The sequence below is a fragment of the Butyrivibrio fibrisolvens genome (genome assembly GCF_023206215.1).
GTDB lineage: Bacteria > Bacillota > Clostridia > Lachnospirales > Lachnospiraceae > Butyrivibrio > Butyrivibrio fibrisolvens_C.
Map to the genome: position 1 here is coordinate 2,537,235 of NZ_CP065800.1, position 20,211 is coordinate 2,557,445.

Sequence of the window (20,211 nt, forward strand, 5' to 3'; positions counted from 1 at the left end):
CAAGGCTATTCATGTTAAAATAGTCCTGTGTGCGCAGATGTTTAGTATTTCTGCGCATTGATAATGTATTATTTTTTTACTATATGTAGAGGATAATAGTAGTGTACTGACTCGTTCATATTTAATCAAATATGAATGAGCCAGCACACCAGGATTTAGAAATATAGTTATTAGTTATTGCTTTTTAATAGTGATATATGAGCTTTTTGAACAGATCCTATTATTAAGTGATTTTGTTATGTTTAATTCTAAGGATTTTTATGGAAAAAGATTTTAAAGGCCACTTTATAAGAGATGTAAGGCCCGGAAGTATAGCCGAAGAAGTCGGCATAGAACCGATGGACAGGCTTATAGCAATTAATGATCAGGAGATCAAGGATATTTTTGACTATCAGTATCTTACAGAAAACAGTGAAGTCAATGTCCTTATAGAAAAGCCTGATGGTGAACCCTGGCTTTTGGAGATTGAAAAGGATGATGACGAAGACCTTGGCATAATCTTTGACAACGGTCTTATGGATGATTACAAGTCATGCCATAACAAGTGCATATTCTGCTTTATAGATCAGATGCCTAAAGGCATGAGAGAGACTCTATATTTTAAGGATGATGATTCAAGACTGTCATTTCTTCAAGGTAACTATGTAACACTTACCAATATGTCAGATGCAGATGTAGACAGGATCATAAGGTATCACTTATCACCTATTAACGTATCTATACAGACGACCAACCCTGAGCTTAGATGCAAGATGCTCAATAACCGCTTTGCAGGTCAGGCTCTTGAGAAGTTCAAAAAGCTATGTGATCCCCAGTACGGAATAGAGCTTAACGCTCAGATAGTTCTGTGTAAAGGAATCAATGACGGGGCAGAGCTTCACAGAAGCCTGTCAGATCTTTACAGTTATAGACCCAGTCTAAAGAGCGTATCTATCGTACCTGTAGGTCTTTCCAAGTTTCGTGAGGGTCTTTTCCCATTAGAGCCCTTTGGTATGGAGGAAGCAAGGAAAGTAGTAGAAGAGATCACCTATTGGCAGGAGAAGAGCTTTGAAGAGACAGGCGACCACTTTATACATGCATCTGATGAGTGGTTCATGATAGCAGGTCTTCCGATACCGCCGGCATCACTGTATGACGGCTATGGACAGCTTGAGAACGGCGTAGGAATGGTAAGACTCCTTCTGGACGACTTCCACGAATCGCTGGATGCACTTAAGAAGGCAGCAGCAAGTGATCAAAAACTATTTGATTATTTGAAAAATTTTAAGTATACTTACACAGTTGTCTCAGGTAAGCTGATACATCCTTATATCGTTGATATGATGGATGAAGCGATGGCTTTTTGTAGCGGTCTTAAGGTTAACTGTGCTGAGATAATCAATCACTTCTTCGGTGAAGGCATCACAGTTACAGGCCTTCTCACAGGACAGGATATCATAGGTCAGCTTGAAGGCAGAGAACTTGGAGATAAGCTCCTTCTCCCGCAGAATATCCTTCGTGCCGGAGAGAACTATTTGCTGGATGATATCACAGTCCCTCAGATAGAAGAAAAACTTGGTATAGATATAGAGATAATCAGAAATGAAGGCGACGATCTAATAGACAGACTTTTCAGATTGTCAGAGAATGGCTTTAGATTGTAGTCATGGAGGAAATATAATGACTAGAAAACAGATAGTAGCAGTAGTCGGAAGACCTAACGTAGGTAAGTCCACACTTTTTAATGCACTTGCCGGTAAGAGAATATCCATAGTAGAAGATACCCCCGGCGTAACACGTGACCGTATCTATCAGGACGTAGAGTGGCTTGGACGAGTATTCACTCTTATAGATACAGGCGGTATAGAGCCTGATTCCAAGGATGTGATCCTTGCTCAGATGCGTCAGCAGGCAGAGATCGCCATTGAGACAGCTGATGTTATCATCTTCCTGTGCGACCTCAAGCAGGGCGTTACAGATGCTGATGCTCAGGTTGCAGATATGCTCCGCAGAAGCGGCAAGCCTGTAGTTCTTACAGTTAATAAGGTTGATAGCTATAAGCGTGACAGCCTTGATGTATACGAGTTCTATAACCTCGGAATCGGTGATCCTGTGCCAATCTCTGCTGCCAACCAGCAGGGCATAGGTGATATGCTTGAAGAAGTTGTCAAGCATTTCCCGCAGGAGAAAGAGACTTCTGAAGAAGAGGACGATGACAATATCAAGGTTGCCATAATCGGTAAGCCCAATGTTGGTAAGTCCAGTATCATCAACAAGCTCATCGGTGAGAACAGACTCATCGTATCAGATGTTGCAGGTACCACAAGAGATGCCATCGATACAGAGATCACTCACAACGGACAGAAGTATACCTTCATCGATACAGCCGGAATCAGACGTCATAATAAGATCAAAGAGCACCTGGAGCAGTACATGCTGGTTCGTACAGTCAGCGCTGTAGAGCGTGCAGATGTATGCGTAGTTGTTATAAATGCTGATGAAGGCGTAACAGAGCAGGATGCCAAGATCGCAGGTATCGCTCATGACAACGGTAAGGCAGTCATCATCGCTGTTAATAAGTGGGACCTTATAGAGAAGGACAATCACTCTGTCAATGACTTTACCAAGAAGGTTAGACAGACTCTGTCATTCATGCCATATGCAGAGATTCTCTTCATATCAGCTCAGACAGGTCAGAGACTTATAAAGCTCTATGACATGATAGATGCAGTATATGCTAACCACTCAATGCGTGTAGCAACAGGTGTACTCAACGAGATCCTCATGCAGGCACTCGTAATGCAGCAGCCACCGTCAGACAAGGGACGAGTACTCAAAGTCTTCTATATGACTCAGGTTGCAGTTAAGCCGCCGACATTTGTAATCTTCGTTAATGAAAAGAAGCTCATGCACTTCTCATATACCCGTTATATCGAGAATCAGGTAAGAGCAGCTTTCGGCTTTGCCGGAACACCTCTTAAGTTCATCATCCGTGAGCGCAAAGGGGATAACTCTGTAAAGGGTAATCATAAATAACCTCATGTCACGAGCAAAGAAAGTGACTGATGGCTGAGATCCTGACAATGATAAAAGCACATCATGTATGTGCTGATATCAGCAGATTAAGATATAAAATACTCGTTCTATGGGAGACTTAAAATGAATATGGTAGTTCTCAGACTCATATGTCTAGTGATTGGATATGCATTTGGAATGATCCAGACAGCATATTTTTATGGGAAGATGAAAGGAATTGACATCAGAAAGCACGGAAGCGGTAATGCAGGTACGACCAATACACTCCGTGTCCTTGGTCCTAAGGCAGGATTTACAGTCTTGTTCGGAGATATGCTTAAATGTGCTATAGCAGTATGGCTCGTGGGTTGGATCTTTGGATCCATGTATCCGGAACACATGTATTTATTAAAAATATATACAGCATTTGGAGCAATTCTGGGACATGATTTTCCTTTTTATATGAACTTTAAGGGAGGAAAAGGAATAGCTGCTACCTGCGGATTCGTTATCGCATTCCACTGGAGCTTTATACCGATGTTCCTTATCGTGTTCCTGGTACTTTTTAATATAACTCATTATGTATCACTTGGATCACTTGCTATCTATGTGGGTTTCATAGCTCTTCTTGTGATAGAAGGTCAGTTGGGACTCTTTGGATTTGCTGATATGGCCACACCTGACAAGATAGAGATGTATATCGTTGCTATAGTCATGGCTGTACTTGCATTCTACAGACATAGAAGCAATATTGTAAAGCTTATAAAAGGCGAAGAGAGAAAAACTTATATATTCAAAAAGAATAAAGTTGACTGATAATATGAAGAAGGGTCAAAAGATCGTATTTTATATGACTTTTGGCCTTTTTGCCTTATAACTGAACATTTGTATATGGAGACTAAAGTGGTTAAGTAGGAATTGGCTCTTTTAGTCACTGGTTTTACTTGCGACAGGAGGTTAAGTTTGAAAGTGTTCCACTTTCAAACCCAAATTGATGACGCGAGCTCCATCAATTTGAACCATTAGTCACTCGTTTCACTCGCGACATGAGGTTAAATTATGAAAAAAGAAAACATCGGAATCATAGGTGCAGGCAGCTGGGGAATAGCCCTTGCATATCTTCTTACTAATAACGGACACGACGTGACAGTGTGGACCAGAAGAAAAGAAGCTGCAGACCAGTTTCAAAAAGATCATGAAAATAAAGATAAGCTTCCGGGAGTAGTACTTCCGGATTCTGTATTATTTACATCAGATATAAAAGAAGCTGTTACCGGTAAGAACATTCTTGTTCTTGTAGTTCCATCAGCACACCTTAGAGATACTATGGAGCTTATGAAGCCCTATATCAGTAACGATCAGATAATCGTTAACTGCTCTAAAGGTATCGAAGAAAGCTCACTTCTTGTCATGAGCCAGGTCATTCACGACGTTCTTGGCAATGACTTCCCGAGAAAAAATATAACTGTTCTATCAGGGCCATCTCATGCAGAGGAAGTAGGTAAAGGAGTTCCTACAACTATCGTAGTAGGCGCTATCTCAGAAAGCGTAGCAGTAAGGCTTCAGAATGTCTTCATGAACGAAGTCTTTAGAGTATATATAAGTCCTGATATGAAGGGCATAGAAATAGGCGCAGCCTGCAAGAATGTCATCGCACTTGCAGCAGGTATAGCAGACGGCCTTGGCTATGGAGATAATACCAAGGCAGCTCTTATCACAAGAGGAATCACAGAGATCACAAGACTTGGCATCGCTGCTGGTGGTCATTTTGAAACCTTTGCAGGTCTATCCGGAATTGGTGACCTTATCGTTACATGCGCTTCAATGCACAGCCGTAACAGAAGAGCCGGAATCCTCATAGGTCAGGGCAAGACTATGCAGGAAGCAATGGACGAAGTACACATGGTAGTAGAAGGCGTATACTCTGCAAAAGCTGCCCTTAAACTCTCTAAACTCTTTGACGTAGAGATGCCTATTGTAGAGCAGGTGTGTGAAGTCCTCTTCAATAACAAGCCTGCCAAGGAAGCAGTAGCAGACCTTATGCTCAGGGACAAGAAGGTTGAGAGTCATAAGATTGAATTCCCTGAGGCTTGACCCGACATTCTCTTGACAAAAGCATTTTTGACTTCTATACTTTAAACTAATAAACCGATGCGGAAGAGTAAGTAACCGATATGTGAGCATCCCAGCTAGTCGCAGATGGTGAGAGTGCGATATGCAGCATAACGGCGAATGGACTTCCAAGGGCAAACAGAAAGAGTGTAAACTTAAGTATGGGCGACGGGGCAGACTCCCCGTGATCAAAGGTCAGCATATGTTAGTATGCGTTAAGTGGGCGTCGTAGACGTCAAGCAGGGTGGCACCGCAGATGATTATTTTATCTGTCCCGGCATTTTAAACAATGCATGGGGCAGATTTTTTGTTTATTGGGAATCTGCTCCGAGACACAGATCTATAAGGAGGATCAAAATGAAAAAAACACAGATTACCAAGAAACTTATGTCACTGGGAATGGCAGCAGCTATGGCTTTTGCCCTCGTAGGCTGCCAAAAATCAGGCACCCAAAATGCAGGCTCTGACACACAGGCAGGCGACGGTACTAAAGAGTACACCATCGGAATCTGCAATTATGTAGACGACGCATCCCTTAATCAGATCGTAGACAATATCCAGAGTGAACTTGATGTTATTGCAGAAAGGGAAGGCGTTAAGTTCAACATCAAATACGACAATGCTAACGCTGATGCCAATGTATTAAGCCAGATCATTGCCAACTTCCAGGCTGATAATGTAGATCTTATGATAGGCGTTACAACACCTGTTGCAATGGCTATGCAGGGCGCTACTGAGGGGCTGGATATCCCGGTTGTATTTTCAGCTGTATCAGATCCGGTATCCGCAGGTCTTGTAGCATCTTTAGATGCTCCAGGAAGTAATATAACAGGAACATCTGATCTGCTTAATACAGAAGCTATCATGAACATGATCCTTGCGGCAAATCCTGATATCTCCAAGGTTGGCCTTCTCTATGATGCAGGTCAGGATTCATCCACAACAGCAATAAACGATGCCAAGACATTCCTTGAAGCTAAGGGTATTGAGATCATCGAGCAGACAGGAACCAATGTAGAAGAAGTTACTCTTGCAGCTAATGCTCTTGTATCTGAAGGCGCAGAGGCCGTATTCACACCTACAGACAATACCATAATGACAGCAGAGCTCTCTATCTATGAGATCTTCCGCGAGGCAGGGATTCCTCACTACTGCGGAGCCGATTCCTTTGCACTTAACGGAGCATTCCTTGGATTTGGTGTTAACTATGCTAACCTTGGCATAGAGACAGCTGATATGGCCGCTGAGATTCTTCTTAAACAGCAGGATCCTGCAAGTATTCCGGTTAAGACTTTTGACAATGGTATTGTAACTCTCAATGAAGATATGATGGATGTTATGGGCATGACTCTGGATGATGCTAAGGAAGCTTTTGGAGAGTATGCTTCTTCTATACAGACCATCAAGACTGCAGAGAACTTTGAATGATCATACTAAGGTTAAAGGGAGTTTAAAGATTTTACTTCCCCGAATTGGCGGTGCGAGCTACGCCTATTTGGACCATTAATTACTAATTCACTCGCGACATGAGGTTAATATGACATCTCTTATCCAAACTGCTGTTGAGCTGGGTCTTATCAGTTCTCTTACAGTATTATCCTTATATTTAAGCTATACCATGCTGAATGTGTGCGACCTGTCTACAGACGGCGCATTCACATTGGGCGCTGCAGTGGGAGCAGTGGTAACACTGTCAGGCCATCCTTTTCTGGCCCTCCCGGCAGCTATGCTGACAGGCATGCTGTCCGGATTTGTGACAGCTATTTTACAGACCAAGATGGGTGTGGACAGCCTGCTGGCTGGTATTACTGTTAATACAGGTTTGTATTCAATTAATATAGCTGTTATGGGCAAATCATCACTGCTTAATCTAAACAGTGCAGATAACATTTTCTCTTTTGCTTCAAGCCTTACAGAAGGAAGTGTGCTGGATCCTTATGCTAAGCTTATAGCCATAACTCTAATAGTTATTATTGTTATGATCTGCATAGTAGCATTCCTTAGAACCAGACTGGGACTTGCGCTTCGTGCTACCGGAGATAATCCGGATATGGTCAGATCTTCATCCATCAATACAGTGGCTATCACCATCACAGGCCTGTGCCTGTCCAACTGCCTGACAGCCCTTTCAGGATGCCTTTTGGCTCAGTACAACAAGTCTGCCAACATAGACATCGGAACAGGTATGCTCACAATAGCACTTGCATCCCTACTTATCGGCAGACTCTTTTTCCGCAATAAAGGTGTAGGTTATGGCGTTGTTGGTGCCGTGATCGGAGCAATATTTTTTAGACTTGTCTATACCATGGCTTTAAGGCTTAATATGCCGGCCTTTATGCTGAAGCTTGTATCCTCCATAATTGTCATCATGGCAATAAGCGGACCTTACTTCCTGGGTAAGATGAGGAAGAAAGGAGCGGCACATGCTTAAACTACAGTCTGTTAACAAGACTTTTGGAAAGGGCACTGTCAATGAGAAAAAGGCCCTTGGCAATATTAATCTTGAAGTGAAAAAAGGTGACTTTATCAGTATCATCGGCTCCAACGGAGCTGGTAAGTCCACCCTTTTAAATGCTATAAGCGGTGTATTCGGCGTAGATAGCGGCAGTATCATCTTGGACGGCACTGATATAACCAGAATGTCTGAGCACAAAAGGGCAGAGGAGATAGGAAGACTTTTTCAGGATCCCATGAAAGGCTCGGCGCCGTCCATGAGCATCGAGGATAACCTCTACCTGGCATCAGGTAAAAGAGGGTGGTTCTCCCACATGACAAGTCGTGACAGAAAGGAGTTCAGAGAAAGACTCTCGCTTCTTGGAATGGGATTAGAAGACAGGATGAAGCATCCGGTAGGTCTTTTGTCAGGAGGACAGAGACAGGCTCTGACTCTTCTTATGGCAACCTATAATGTGCCAAAACTCCTCCTTCTGGATGAGCATACGGCGGCGCTTGATCCTGCTACTGCCCAGAAGGTTCTTGATATAACCAAAGACGTAATAGAGAAGAACAACATCACCTGCCTTATGATAACTCACAATATGCAGTCAGCACTTGAACTGGGAAACCGTACTATCATGATGAATGATGGTGAGATCATCTATGATGTAGAGGGTGATAAGAGAGCATCAACCACAGTAGAAGACCTGCTCCAGCTCTTTAAAGACAAAGCTGGAGAGAAACTTACCAACGACAGAATGCTGCTTAGCGATGTATAATATGACGCAAGGGTCAAAAGTGGCAAAAGAAGCTTTTGACACCTACCTCATAATATATCTGACTAATCAGGAGGCACAAAAATATCATGTTTTATATACCAACAAGAGTTTTTACAGGTAAGGATGCACTTATAAATAACAAGGAATATCTGACAAGACTTGGACATAAGGCTTTGATCGTAACAGGCAAGGGATCTGCCAAGAAAAACGGATCATATAATGATGTAATAGATATACTAAAAGAATCAAAAATAGAGTATTCTGTATATGAAGGCATTAATGAAAATCCTACTGTAGAGAGCATCATGGATGCAAGAGACTATGGCGTTTTAGAAGCTTGCGACTTTGTAATAGGCATAGGCGGAGGCTCAGCTCTTGATGCATCCAAGGCTATATCACTTATGATGTATCATAAAGATAGCAGCTGGGAATACCTGTACGATAGTTCTGTTTCTTCTGATATGCTGCCTGTTGCAGCGATACCTACAACCTGTGGTACAGGATCTGAAGTTACAGGTGTATCCGTGCTTACAAGACTTGACCTAAAGACCAAGAAGTCAAGCGTACATAAACTGTATCCGACAGTAGCTTTTGTAGACGGCAAATATCTAAAGACCGCACCATCATCTATTATCTGTAATACAGCTATGGACTCTCTTGCACATATGATAGAAGGACTTGTCCATAAAAAAGCTACAGATTATACCAGAATGTGCGCATCTTCAGGACTTGAGCTGTGGCGCAGCGTCAAAGATGTGATAAGCGGCGACAGACAGGCTACAGATGAAGATCTTCAGAATCTTATGGATGCCTCTACTATGGCCGGAATGACTATAGCTCAGACAGGTACGACTATCCCTCACGCTCTTAGCTATCCTATCACAATAGGACTTAATATTCCTCATGGTAAGAGCGTCAGCTACTTTCAGGCAGAGTTCCTTAAAGCTATGGATAAGGCTGACAGAGACTGGATCTTGAGAAAAGCTGGTCTAAAAGACCCTGACGAACTTGATGAACTTTTTAAAAAGGCATGTAATCCGGAAGAGATACCTCTTAAATATAGAGAGATAGCTTATGAAGAGCTATGCTCTAATAAGGCTAAGCTTTCATCTGTGCCATTTAAAATTGATGATAACGTACTTAGAAAGATTGCCGGAATATAAAACAGTGCAATAAGTGATGATTTATATCTATGGTTTTAGTATATTCGCAGGATTGTAAGTCGAACATTATGTGACAAGTTTGTTGTTATAAAAAGGGGGCTGCATATGAGAAGTATTGAGATCACAGATAGTCAGATGCTACTTGGAAGTGATGGCGAGATAGTAAATCCCGGCTGGGCCAGAAGCCTTGTCTGGCAGTACAAAAGGGATATGATACGTGCGCCAAAGTATAGGATCAAGGAGTGGGACTATTATATTGTAATCCATGATTCTATTGGCGGCGGAGATGAGAGCTTTGCTGCAGCATTCACTATATCAGATGATGGCTATATAGGTCTTCAGTCAGTATCGCTCCTTCATCTTGGGTCAGACAATCCTTCTGAGCATACCCAGACAGTCCTTAATCTTTTTCCTATGGGCAGGATGCATATGCCGGAGTCTTCTGAAGCTGGCAATTCACACTTTAAAAATGACAGACTACGCCTTTTGTATCAAAAAGATGAAAATGAAAGACATATAAAATGCGCTTTCAAAGACTTTAACAATGGCAAATTGCTAAAGGCAGATATAAAACTTGAAGATCCCGGGATGCAGAGTATGGTAATAGCAACTCCCTGGGATGAAAAGCACGCCTTTTATTACAATCAGAAGATAAATTGTATGAAGGCATCAGGCACTATTACCTTTGATGGTAGAACATATACTTTTGATAGAGATAGGGACTATGCAACCCTTGACTGGGGAAGAGGTGTCTGGACCTATGACAATACCTGGTACTGGGGCAATGGTAATGCCAGGATAGACGGTCACGATTTCGGTTTCAATATAGGATATGGCTTTGGCAACACCTCTGCAGCAACAGAGAATGTCATCATCTATGATGGCATAGTACATAAGCTTGATGATATTAATATAGAAATTCCCGGTGATGTGAGCCTGTATGATATGGACAGCCCTAAATATATGGACAAGTGGAAGATCACATCATCCGATAACAGGTTCAATATGACCTTTAGTCCTGTCCTTGACAGAGCAGCCAAGCTTGACTACAAGCTGATAGTATCCGATCAGCATCAGGTTTTTGGCCGCATGAGCGGAGTGGCAGTACTAGACGACGGCACAACTATTAAGATTCAGGATATGCTGTGCTTTATAGAAAAAGTACATAATAAGTATTGAAAATACGGAACGTCTCACTTGAATTCACCAGTGAGACGTTCCGTATAATATGACGTAAGGGTCAAAAGTCATTTCGATTCGAGCTTGCTCGAAATCGAATATGAATTTATGACCCGCAAAACATGAGCAAAGTAGCACGTAGTGCGGATTTGCGAATGTTTTAGGATTGTGAGAGTTTCGAAGAAACGGAACAATCCGTTAGTCATAAGGTGTCAAAAGGAACTTTTGACACCTACCTCATAATATTAATTGAGCTATAAGGCTTCAGATGAGCCCGTAATGTTTAAGTCCGTTGTAGATTCCGTCTTCACGGATATCTGTTGTGACATATTCTGCGACAGCCTTGATGCGCTCATCTCCGTTACCCATGCAGATTGAGTGCTTTGCAAGCCTGAACATATCCATATCATTCATGCTATCGCCAACTACGTATACATCGTCAAGATCGATATTCTCAAGCTCCATAAGCTCTTTAATACCGGTTCCTTTAGAGTAGCCCTCTGGGATTGCCTCTATGATGACGCCGTTATGATTGATGAAGTCAAAATCAGGAAGAAGTGCCATGACTTTTTCGAAGTCAGTTCGCTCGCTTATGTCAGCACTGAACTTGTTGAGTCTTGTTCCTTTTTGGATCTCAGTAGTAGACTTTGCGATGGGACCAAGTCTTTCCTTCAAAATCTCAACATATGGATCGCCTACTTCATCGAAATCTTCTACGTTGAAGAAGTGATTCTCAGGCCCTTCAAAGACTACAGGCATGTGGTTGTCTGACAGAACCTTGAGTGCGCGAGTGATCTGTTCATCTGTCATTAGCTTTTCGTAGATAACTTTCCCATTTTTCTCGATATGAGTGCCACACCCTGCGACTATGCCTTCAAATCCAAGATCAAGGAGACTCTTTTCAATGATATTGGAGCGGGCTCTGCCTGTGTTGATGTAGGCTGCATGCCCATTGTCTTTAAGAAGCTTTATGGCCTCTTTGGTGCTCTCTGGTATAAACTGATGGAAGTCCCAAAGGGTCCCATCTATGTCAAAAAATACGTATTTTTTCATAAATCCTGGTTAACTTTCTTGAAAATGGAACATTTTCAAACTCAATGTTCTTAATTCTAAAAGACATATGTTGCTTTGTCAAATCTTCACTATGTATTGGGCATCTTAAATAAATCTTAAACATTTCCCTACTTGGAAGTTAAAGATTAGAGTTCTACAATGTACAATGTAACAAGATAGTTTTCGTGTTACAACCTTTTTATCCTTAACAGGACAAAATGTTTTGATCAAAACAAGAGGGGAGAGATGGGAGGTACCCGGAAGGGATTCCGGACACTTTCTGATAATACCATGAGTAAAGTACTAATATGTGACGATGAACCTGATATAGTAGCAGCTATCAGAATCTATTTAGAGAGCGAAGGTCTTGAAGTTATTACAGCATCTAATGGAAAAGAAGCTCTTGATATCATGAAAGGCGAAGCTGGCCAGGATGTAAGCCTTCTTCTACTTGATATCATGATGCCGGTCATGGACGGTATCACAGCTATGGCCGCTATACGTAAGATTTCTAATGTGCCGATAATACTTCTTACAGCCAAGAGCGAAGATACTGACAAGATCATGGGACTTAACATAGGAGCTGACGATTATGTGACCAAGCCCTTTAATCCTGTTGAGCTTATAGCAAGAGTTAAGTCTATGCTAAGACGCTACACACAACTTGGCTGCATGGCAGATGTTAAAGAAGCAAGGGATGATTCCAAGATCGTTATAGGCGGGATAGAGCTTGATGATAAGGCCAAGGAAGTACTCCTTGACGGTGATGTTGTTAATCTTACGCCTATCGAATTTGAGATTCTTAAGCTCCTTATGCAGCATCCTAATGAAGTTCTGTCTCCTAAGAAGATATATGAAGTTGTATGGCATGATCAGGCTATAGGAGCAGAGAGCTGTGTTGCGGTTCATATCCGCCATATCAGGGAGAAAATCGAGTACGACAGTGCCAATCCCAGATTTTTAAAAGCTGTCTGGGGGCATGGATACAAAATAGAAGTATGAATAATATCTTTAATGAATAATACCTTTATGAGGGAGGTAATTAAGATGAGTAAAGTTTATAAGAGGTCTTCGCACCTGTTATATACAATAGGTATATGTGTTTCTTTAATGATCATGATTTCAAGCATTGTCATACTTAACGCTTTGGATGACTGCGGACTTATGTATACTTCAGGAACTTCTCTAAAGAAACTCCTTATGGATCAGGCAGCATATGATTATTCTATATGGGCCCTTTCTGATAAGGACGGCGATTATAATGAAGAGTTCATGAATGAAAAAGGCTGTAATATCGGAATCATAGAGACCGATAATGGCAATCTGGGGGATCTTGATCTTAATGACAGCAGCACTTATATTTACAGGAATTTTGATCAGGAACTTCCTGCCCAGTATTACATGACCAATGTATATACTTCTGATGACAGCGAGTTTTACCTTTCAGAAAAACTATATGACTTTTTGTTTGTAAATGGCAATGAAGTTTACAATTATGATATAGAAGAATATCAGCCAAAAGATATAAAGGGTATCGGCTATGATATGGTCGGTCAGAAGGCATATGTGTGGGACGGAGAGGAGTTCATAGAACTTAATGATACCTCTTATAATTATAAGGCATCAGATGATGGCGGCACTTACAATACTACCAATATCTATGACCGCATCTGGGCAAGCCAGGTACCGGAAGACTCCAACCAGCATTCATTTACAGCTGCAGCTGATGATAAAAATCAGACATCGCAAGAGGATGACTCTTCAAAAGAAAAAAATGAAACTAATGTAATTAATGAAGATGAAGAAGACCAGATGCTGCCTGCAGAGTCCATCATTACAACATCCGGTGATGCTAAAATACTCTACATTGATGGCAAGGCATATCCTGCACTTGGAGATGATAACAGCGGATATATTCTTGAACTCTACGGCACTGAATCTTCCGGAGCATTGTCACTTTCCAATGTAGCTGACTTATCAGATCTTCATGATCAGCTTGGAAGTGAAGATTTAAGCGTATGTACTCTTGATACAGTCTCATCTGTAATGGAATATACTATGGATTCTTCATACAAGCAGTATACAGTGATCACGTTCCCAAGACCGGATCAGTCTCGTGACAGCTTCTTCGTACAGGCACAAAGATATCTTGGGATCATACCAGTCCTTCATGTTGCACTTCCTCTGCTTATGGTTATCTCAGGTATACTGGTACTGGTATTATCTATACTGTTAGTAATAAGAGCCGGCAACTATGATGATCACGGAAGATTATCCACAGATATTCTGGCGGATTTTCCGATTGAGGTTACATTTGTAATCTTTGGCTGTGTTGAAAGCCTGGCAATTGCTGTGATTCATTATTCAGCAGGCTATGATTATAATACCAGTCAGTATGGACTTGTGGTCATTGGAATCGGAATATTTGTAGGAGCCTATGCAGGAGTACTATGGGCTGAAAGCATCATTATCAATTTCAAGAGAAAACAGCTATTTCGTAATACACTGTGCTATAAAATGCTAAGAGCAATGGTAAGACCATTAAGACGTGGCATAGATTCTATTAAGACAGTTCTTGCTTCTATCAAGTGGGGATACAGAATAGCAGGTATGTGCCTTGTTATTGCTTTCGTAGAATACATGTCTATCGCTGTAATAGATGATAAGGAATCCCTGATGCTATTCTGGCTTTTGGAAAAAGTAGTTCTTGCAGCTATAATCATCAAGGTTCTAAAACAGTATGCTAAAGTCAAGAAGGCAGCAGTTGATATGGCAGACGGCAACATGGACGTTAGAGTTGATACTACTAAGATGCTCATAGACCTTGAAGAGCATGGTCATGCTCTTAACAAGATAGGAAGTGGCCTTAATACAGCAGTCAACGAACGCATGAAAAGTGAGAGAATGAAGACAGAACTTATTACTAACGTATCTCACGATATCAAGACCCCTCTTACCTCTGTTATCAATTATGTAGATCTGTTACAAAAAGAAAACTTTGATAATGAGACAGCCAGATCCTACCTTGAAGTTCTTGACAGGCAGGCCAAGAGACTTAAAAAGCTAATAGAAGACCTTATCGAAGCTTCCAAGGCAGCATCCGGTAGTATCAAGTTCAACATGGAGAGCGTCAATGCAAGAGTCCTTCTGAATCAGTCAGTAGGAGAATTTGAAGACAGGCTTCAGGGCAGCAACATCACAGTTGTTACCCAGATTCCTGACAGAGATGTATATGTAAGAGCTGATAACAGATACCTTTTCAGAGTCCTTGACAATCTTATGAGCAATATAGTCAAGTATTCTCAGGAAGGCACCAGAGCTTATGTTGAACTAAATGAAGATGGTGGCATGGTCAGATATACCTTCAAGAATATCTCAAGAGATAAGCTTGGAATATCCGCAGACGAACTTATGGAGCGATTTGTAAGAGGCGATATGTCAAGAAATACAGAAGGCAACGGCCTTGGCCTTTCTATAGCAAGATCACTTACAGAGTCCATGGGAGGCAAGATGGAACTGACCGTTGACGGAGACCTCTTCAAAGTAGATGTAACATTCCCCGAAGTAGTTAAGGAGAGCGTTGCATAGAAGATTGTATCTATTAATTGCTTAGAAATAGGTATAGAATAACTTCAGCTTCGCGCTTGTCATACAAATGCCACCCTTTGAGGCAGCGCCGATGCGGACAGTATATAATGCATTTTCGTATCTTGAATGTGTTTAATCAGGGCATGATAGCGGAATCTTTATATTCCAGGGTCTGAAACTTGCTTAGCTCATACAAACAGACTCTAAGAAGAATATAAAAATCCATCTATCATGCTCCTGATTTTTTTCTAATCATATTTAAATTTCTTGCCGATATACTATATGCAGTATTGATGTTTTTGTAAAACGTATATAAGTAATGATGATGGTATAGAATATGATCAATATAAAGCTTGCTATATAGATTTATTAACAAGCAGGTAGGGGCATACACTCTATACCCAGGAGGCAAAAATACAGTATGTATTATTCGGTGATTGCTGCTTTAGCGCTCATAGTGAATTTAATACTGAACTGGGAATATATCAAAGCTTTTAGATTTAAAGCAGGTACCAAGGATCAGGTAGAGCAGATCAAACTACGCTATAGCCATTTCCTTGCTTCTATTAACGGTTTTTATATTACTGAGATCTTATGGGGATTATTATACGATTATCATGATGTTGCCTCGTTTTTTTCTATAATATACTCCATCTCCATATTCTATTTTATATTTATACTCCTTACTATGTTGACCTGGGCCCGCTATATAGTAGCTTATCTTGACAGGGATGGCCGCATCCGAGGCAAGGTGCTTCTATATTCAACATGGGTCATGTTTATTCTGGGCCTTATAAGCCTGCTGTTAAATAGATTTTATCATTTACTTTTCTATTTTGATGAAAATCACAGATATGTAGCTACTCATGGTAGATATCTGATCTTTACTATTGTACTTCTTTACTATGTGATAATTTCTGTATACGAGCTTTTCGTAGCCTTTAGAACATCCGGTCGTAAACGTATCAGATATATGGCGGTTGCTATATCGAGTTTGATCTTTGGTGTGTCAATGTTCTTTCAGATACTGGCATCATTTTTCCCTTTATACATTATGGGACTTATGGTAGGAACCTGCGTGGTTCACTCATATGTAGAAGCAGGTCATAAAAAAGAGAAAAAGATCCAGGATAATATAGCATCAGTGATGGCGCAGGATTATGAAGCTATATACTATTTTGATATAGAGACCGGAGAGTATATGGAATTTGCAAGAAATCTCAAATATGACTCTATGGACAGATCCTATGTAGGCAAAGATCTTTATCATGATGCTATAGTTAATATAAAACGTTCAGTTTATCCCGAAGATAAAGAGTATGCCGAGAGCTTTTTTACCAAAGAAGCGATAAGTGAAAATCTCAAAGACAGAAGATCATTTTCATTCAAATTCAGAGTTGTTGTAGCAGATACGCCGAGGTTCTTCCTGTTTACATATATGCCGGCAGGCGATGGCAGTCATATCATCTTGTATGAAAAAGATATAGAAGATGAACTTAGAGCAGAAAAAGAAATTTCTGAGACTCAGAAGAAAACTGTTACTTTCGGACAGATAGCAGAAAGTCTTGCATCCAACTATGATGCTATATATTATGTTGTCATTGAGAATTCTAACTATGTCAGCTTTGAGATCAACAATATCTTCGGGCAATTACAGGTGGGGCAGTCCGGGGATGAGTTCTTTGAAGAAAGCTATACCAATATCCCCCTTATCATTCATGAGCAGGATCGTGATATGGTAAAAGAATTCCTTGATAAGGACAAGATGATCACAGCTTTAGAAACTCACAAAAGCTACACACTTAATTACAGGATAGTAGTAGCCGGCGTTGTCAAATACACCAGGATGATCGCCCGTAAGAGTAGCGATGGAACCCATTTCATCATAGGCGTTGAGAATATTGATGCGGAGGTCAAAAAAGAGCAGGAGCATCTCATGGCTCTTAAGACAGAGAAAGAGCTTGCAAGGCGCGATGAACTTACAGGAGTTAAAAACAAAAACGCATATAAAGAGCTTGAAGAGTCTGTTCAGCACAATATGGATCAAGGTATGGACTACCTGCCTTATGCGATTGTAGTATGTGATGCCAATAATCTTAAGAAGATCAATGATACCCTTGGACATGTGGCAGGAGATGAGTATATTAAGGCATCTGCGATGCTCCTTTGTGTTGTATTCGCCCACAGTCCGGTATTCAGAGTCGGCGGAGATGAATTTGTAGCATTTGTCAGAGGTAGTGACTATGCCAATAGGAATGAACTTCTAGAAAAACTTCGAAGCCAGGTGCTTGAGAATCAGAAGAAGGGCGAGGGAGCAATCATAGCATCAGGTATGGCTGAGTATGACCCGGATAAGGACAATCTTGTATCTGAAGTCTTCGAACGGGCAGACAAGCAAATGTATGAAAATAAACAGAAGTTAAAGGCGATGGAAGCAAGCGGGTAGGAAAAGCTACCCGCTTTTTTTCGGCTTGAACAGATACTAATCCTTTCAAGCTGTGCAATTCATTTCTTTAGAAATTACCGCACACAGTAAGTGAGAATGTCACTGCTGCAAACAGGATTCCGATCTGTGCTGCAGGTATTTTCTTATAAAGTCTTATAAGTATAAGGATGCACCAGCTGATGACATTGACAACTACCCATGAAGATAGTATACGTCTTGGCGTTATCCCGTATACGGCAATGTATACACCTACAAGGTTCCATGCTGCAAGCAGTGCAAAGCAAAGTGCGAATACAAACAATACTGTTGCAAGGATCCTGGTTCCTCTTTCAACCCACAATGCTTCCTTTGAGAAAAAGCATGAAGCGAACATGATAGCCATATTAAGACCGACTACTCTTATAAGCTGCCAGAAACTTCCTACAGCTTCTCGTGATGCCTGCGGAGCTGTTGCTGCGATACTGCCGCTCATCACATCTACAAATGCACTGACAAAAAAGATAGCATATAGTACGCATACACTTCCGATGATGATATATGCAGAATATGAAGGAAGTCTGTGATAGGATTCTTTTTCAAGCTTCTCATCTGTTACAGAATCTTTTTTCATCCCAAGTGAACCAGCTACAAGTCCATACAGCCAGCATCCTACCGGTATAGAGAATAAAAAATACCAAAAGAAATCATCAAAGAAGGAATAAACCAAATCAGATATTGTATCTATCGAAATTATATTTACCATAAAATTGGTAATACCATTGCCAAGTGCTGCAAATGTCTCAGATACTCCTATAAGTTGTGAAAAAGCATATCCGCAGACCACCAAAGCTATGATAACGCTTACTATGATGATTCCAATATCAGTTTTAGCAATTTGCTTTTTTACTTTAGATCTAACTGATGTATGCGAAGTTCTTGCAAACAGCTTCTGTGCCCTTAAGATAAAGTTACTAAAAGGGATCGCCACCATGCCTCTAAACGCATCCAAAGGAAAAAAGATACCGCTTCGCCCGGCAACAAGAACCCCCATCCTGCTAAGCACGTAGTATACGATCGTAAAATGCCAGATGCAAAACTGATAGAACCACCAGGCATCATGAAGTCCATAAATGCAAGCAGCCACAGACTGGATGATGATACATCCTATAAGGATAGCCGGCTCTATTACAGACCTTCCTGTTTCTTTGAATTTTGCATAAGTATTGCCCATAAGATATGCAAAGCCTTCTGTAAAAGCAATAAATAAAACTGCAAAAAATGGTACATGCCACTTGATATACTCATGGCCTATATAGTTGCCTTCCAAAAAATCATTAATAAGCACATGCTTAAGATAAAAATAGCCTATTACAAAACTAACGACTGCAAAAAACTTATAAACTTTAGCTTCAGATATTTTTTCCATATCGATCTCCAATCTGTCATACTGACTTATAAAGCCAAAGAGATCGTGCTCCCCCAAAAACTTTTAAGCATTCTCCTCATCCTCAACATATTCAAGGATATCTCCGGGCTGACACCCAAGCTCCTTGCATAACGCATTAAGCGTAGTGAATCGGATGGCTTTGGCTTTATTATTCTTTAGGATTGAAAGATTGGCCGGAGTTATATCCACTCTGTCTGCAAGATCACCGGAGCTGACATGTCTCATCGCCATAACTACATCCAAATTAACTCTTATCATGGCTTTTCTCCTTATACCGTATAATCCAGTTCGTCTTTCATTTCCACTGCCTTGGCAAATGCGTTCATGACAACTCTGATGATTGCTGTCATAAATGCAGCTGCTGCAAAGATAAGCAGAATAAAATATCCGCAGGTTATCCCCATGATAAAGGTAAGAATGCATGCCATAAGCACCACATTGCTGATGATCTTCAATGATCTGACATTGCGCTGGGAAAAGACTTCACCATTATCTATCCTACATACAAGCATATACAGCTGGTATAGCATTACGAATAAAATAACAGCACAGATATACCCAAGTACTATAATCATCCAGAATCTGGGATACCCTATGAACCATGGTGAGTTAAATACTCCGTCATGTGATTCCAAGGTCACATATCTTACGATCCTGGGTCCAACGATACATGAAATTATCGATGCCAGTGCAACAAGTATTATAAATACTTTCGTTACCTTTACGCTCATAGATGAGCCTGCATTATTCTGTTTGTCCATTAATGTTATCCTCCATGGAGTTAGCGGCGCCTATTGTATATACTACAACATATTGCATTATGTTCTATATCCAAAAATGCAACAGCGAAGTACTACACACCACTTATTTGAGCTCTGAGCTTATAATAAATCTTAATAAATCGATTGTCAATATAAAATTATCGATTATCGATATATTTTTATTGAGAATCAAAAAGAACGTCTTTTGCTAAAGATTGGCTAAAGATTGGGTATGCATAATAAAGCTGTTAAATATAATTGCTATTTGTATATG

The 20,211-nt window shown here is 40.8% G+C and carries 16 protein-coding genes; 12 read left to right on the forward strand and 4 right to left on the reverse strand.

The window, feature by feature from the left end:
- Positions 1–260: 260 nt before the first annotated feature.
- The 9 genes from I7804_RS10490 to I7804_RS10530 all read left to right on the forward strand — a co-directional run bounded on the left by I7804_RS10490 (position 261) and on the right by I7804_RS10530 (position 10,663).
- Positions 261–1,643, forward strand: coding sequence for a DUF512 domain-containing protein (locus I7804_RS10490; protein ID WP_248403324.1), 1,383 nt, complete (start codon positions 261–263; stop codon positions 1,641–1,643).
- A gap of 16 nt (positions 1,644–1,659) precedes the next feature.
- Positions 1,660–3,015, forward strand: coding sequence for a ribosome biogenesis GTPase Der (gene der, locus I7804_RS10495; protein WP_248403326.1), 1,356 nt, complete (start codon positions 1,660–1,662; stop codon positions 3,013–3,015).
- 123 nt (positions 3,016–3,138) lie between these two features.
- A complete protein-coding gene (gene plsY / locus I7804_RS10500; RefSeq protein WP_022754420.1) occupies positions 3,139–3,810 on the forward strand; it encodes a glycerol-3-phosphate 1-O-acyltransferase PlsY in 672 nt (223 codons plus the stop codon).
- A 243-nt stretch (positions 3,811–4,053) separates the two neighbouring features.
- The gene (locus I7804_RS10505) at positions 4,054–5,088 is read left to right on the forward strand and encodes an NAD(P)H-dependent glycerol-3-phosphate dehydrogenase (protein ID WP_248403328.1); all 1,035 of its coding nucleotides are present in this window, start codon (positions 4,054–4,056) and stop codon (positions 5,086–5,088) included.
- Positions 5,089–5,463: 375 nt separating this feature from the next.
- Positions 5,464–6,534 (forward strand): ABC transporter substrate-binding protein, encoded by a 1,071-nt coding sequence (locus tag I7804_RS10510; protein WP_248403330.1) that lies wholly within the window; start codon positions 5,464–5,466, stop codon positions 6,532–6,534.
- 109 nt (positions 6,535–6,643) lie between these two features.
- On the forward strand, positions 6,644–7,537 hold the full coding sequence (locus I7804_RS10515) for an ABC transporter permease (RefSeq protein WP_248403332.1): 894 nt from the start codon (positions 6,644–6,646) through the stop codon (positions 7,535–7,537).
- The gene (locus I7804_RS10520; protein ID WP_248403334.1) at positions 7,530–8,321 is read left to right on the forward strand and encodes an ABC transporter ATP-binding protein; all 792 of its coding nucleotides are present in this window, start codon (positions 7,530–7,532) and stop codon (positions 8,319–8,321) included. The genes I7804_RS10515 and I7804_RS10520 overlap by 8 nt, the downstream gene beginning before the upstream one ends.
- Before the next feature lie 86 nt (positions 8,322–8,407).
- Positions 8,408–9,484, forward strand: coding sequence for an iron-containing alcohol dehydrogenase family protein (locus I7804_RS10525; RefSeq protein WP_051199407.1), 1,077 nt, complete (start codon positions 8,408–8,410; stop codon positions 9,482–9,484).
- Positions 9,485–9,589: 105 nt separating this feature from the next.
- Complete coding sequence (locus I7804_RS10530) at positions 9,590–10,663, forward strand: DUF2804 domain-containing protein (protein ID WP_248403335.1); 1,074 nt, start codon at positions 9,590–9,592, stop codon at positions 10,661–10,663.
- A gap of 264 nt (positions 10,664–10,927) precedes the next feature.
- Here I7804_RS10530 and I7804_RS10535 read toward each other — a convergent pair whose 3' ends face one another.
- Positions 10,928–11,716, reverse strand: coding sequence for a Cof-type HAD-IIB family hydrolase (locus I7804_RS10535; protein WP_248403337.1), 789 nt, complete (start codon positions 11,714–11,716; stop codon positions 10,928–10,930).
- 291 nt (positions 11,717–12,007) lie between these two features.
- Here I7804_RS10535 and I7804_RS10540 point away from each other — a divergent pair, with 291 nt between their 5' ends.
- The 3 genes from I7804_RS10540 to I7804_RS10550 all read left to right on the forward strand — a co-directional run bounded on the left by I7804_RS10540 (position 12,008) and on the right by I7804_RS10550 (position 17,750).
- A complete protein-coding gene (locus tag I7804_RS10540) occupies positions 12,008–12,718 on the forward strand; it encodes a response regulator transcription factor (RefSeq protein ID WP_027208083.1) in 711 nt (236 codons plus the stop codon).
- Between the two features lie 45 nt (positions 12,719–12,763).
- The gene (locus I7804_RS10545) at positions 12,764–15,304 is read left to right on the forward strand and encodes a sensor histidine kinase (protein ID WP_248403338.1); all 2,541 of its coding nucleotides are present in this window, start codon (positions 12,764–12,766) and stop codon (positions 15,302–15,304) included.
- Between the two features lie 421 nt (positions 15,305–15,725).
- Positions 15,726–17,750, forward strand: coding sequence for a GGDEF domain-containing protein (locus tag I7804_RS10550; RefSeq protein WP_248403340.1), 2,025 nt, complete (start codon positions 15,726–15,728; stop codon positions 17,748–17,750).
- 67 nt (positions 17,751–17,817) lie between these two features.
- Here I7804_RS10550 and I7804_RS10555 read toward each other — a convergent pair whose 3' ends face one another.
- The 3 genes from I7804_RS10555 to I7804_RS10565 form a co-directional block, all read right to left on the reverse strand.
- Positions 17,818–19,155: a DUF4153 domain-containing protein gene (locus tag I7804_RS10555; RefSeq protein WP_248403341.1), complete on the reverse strand. Its 1,338-nt coding sequence runs from the start codon at positions 19,153–19,155 to the stop codon at positions 17,818–17,820.
- A gap of 63 nt (positions 19,156–19,218) precedes the next feature.
- Positions 19,219–19,434 carry a helix-turn-helix domain-containing protein gene (locus I7804_RS10560; protein WP_022754408.1) on the reverse strand — a complete coding sequence of 72 codons (216 nt, stop codon included), beginning with the start codon at positions 19,432–19,434 and terminating at the stop codon, positions 19,219–19,221.
- Positions 19,435–19,445: 11 nt separating this feature from the next.
- Positions 19,446–19,937, reverse strand: a complete 492-nt coding sequence (locus I7804_RS10565; RefSeq protein WP_248403343.1) for a DUF2975 domain-containing protein — start codon at positions 19,935–19,937, stop codon at positions 19,446–19,448.
- Between the last annotated feature and the right edge of the window lie 274 nt (positions 19,938–20,211).

Excerpts from the sequence above, each read along its gene's own strand:
- I7804_RS10535 (WP_248403337.1), bottom strand. The coding sequence starts at position 11,716 with ATGAAAAAATACGTATTTTTTGACATAGATGGGACCCTTTGGGACTTC.
- I7804_RS10545 (WP_248403338.1), top strand. The coding sequence starts at position 12,764 with ATGAGTAAAGTTTATAAGAGGTCTTCGCACCTGTTATATACAATAGGT.
- I7804_RS10520 (WP_248403334.1), top strand. The coding sequence starts at position 7,530 with ATGCTTAAACTACAGTCTGTTAACAAGACTTTTGGAAAGGGCACTGTC.
- I7804_RS10525 (WP_051199407.1), top strand. The coding sequence starts at position 8,408 with ATGTTTTATATACCAACAAGAGTTTTTACAGGTAAGGATGCACTTATA.
- I7804_RS10560 (WP_022754408.1), bottom strand. The coding sequence starts at position 19,434 with ATGATAAGAGTTAATTTGGATGTAGTTATGGCGATGAGACATGTCAGC.
- der (WP_248403326.1), top strand. The coding sequence starts at position 1,660 with ATGACTAGAAAACAGATAGTAGCAGTAGTCGGAAGACCTAACGTAGGT.
- I7804_RS10565 (WP_248403343.1), bottom strand. The coding sequence starts at position 19,937 with ATGGACAAACAGAATAATGCAGGCTCATCTATGAGCGTAAAGGTAACG.
- I7804_RS10490 (WP_248403324.1), top strand. The coding sequence starts at position 261 with ATGGAAAAAGATTTTAAAGGCCACTTTATAAGAGATGTAAGGCCCGGA.
- I7804_RS10515 (WP_248403332.1), top strand. The coding sequence starts at position 6,644 with ATGACATCTCTTATCCAAACTGCTGTTGAGCTGGGTCTTATCAGTTCT.
- I7804_RS10530 (WP_248403335.1), top strand. The coding sequence starts at position 9,590 with ATGAGAAGTATTGAGATCACAGATAGTCAGATGCTACTTGGAAGTGAT.
- I7804_RS10540 (WP_027208083.1), top strand. The coding sequence starts at position 12,008 with ATGAGTAAAGTACTAATATGTGACGATGAACCTGATATAGTAGCAGCT.
- I7804_RS10505 (WP_248403328.1), top strand. The coding sequence starts at position 4,054 with ATGAAAAAAGAAAACATCGGAATCATAGGTGCAGGCAGCTGGGGAATA.
- I7804_RS10550 (WP_248403340.1), top strand. The coding sequence starts at position 15,726 with ATGTATTATTCGGTGATTGCTGCTTTAGCGCTCATAGTGAATTTAATA.
- I7804_RS10510 (WP_248403330.1), top strand. The coding sequence starts at position 5,464 with ATGAAAAAAACACAGATTACCAAGAAACTTATGTCACTGGGAATGGCA.
- I7804_RS10555 (WP_248403341.1), bottom strand. The coding sequence starts at position 19,155 with ATGGAAAAAATATCTGAAGCTAAAGTTTATAAGTTTTTTGCAGTCGTT.
- plsY (WP_022754420.1), top strand. The coding sequence starts at position 3,139 with ATGAATATGGTAGTTCTCAGACTCATATGTCTAGTGATTGGATATGCA.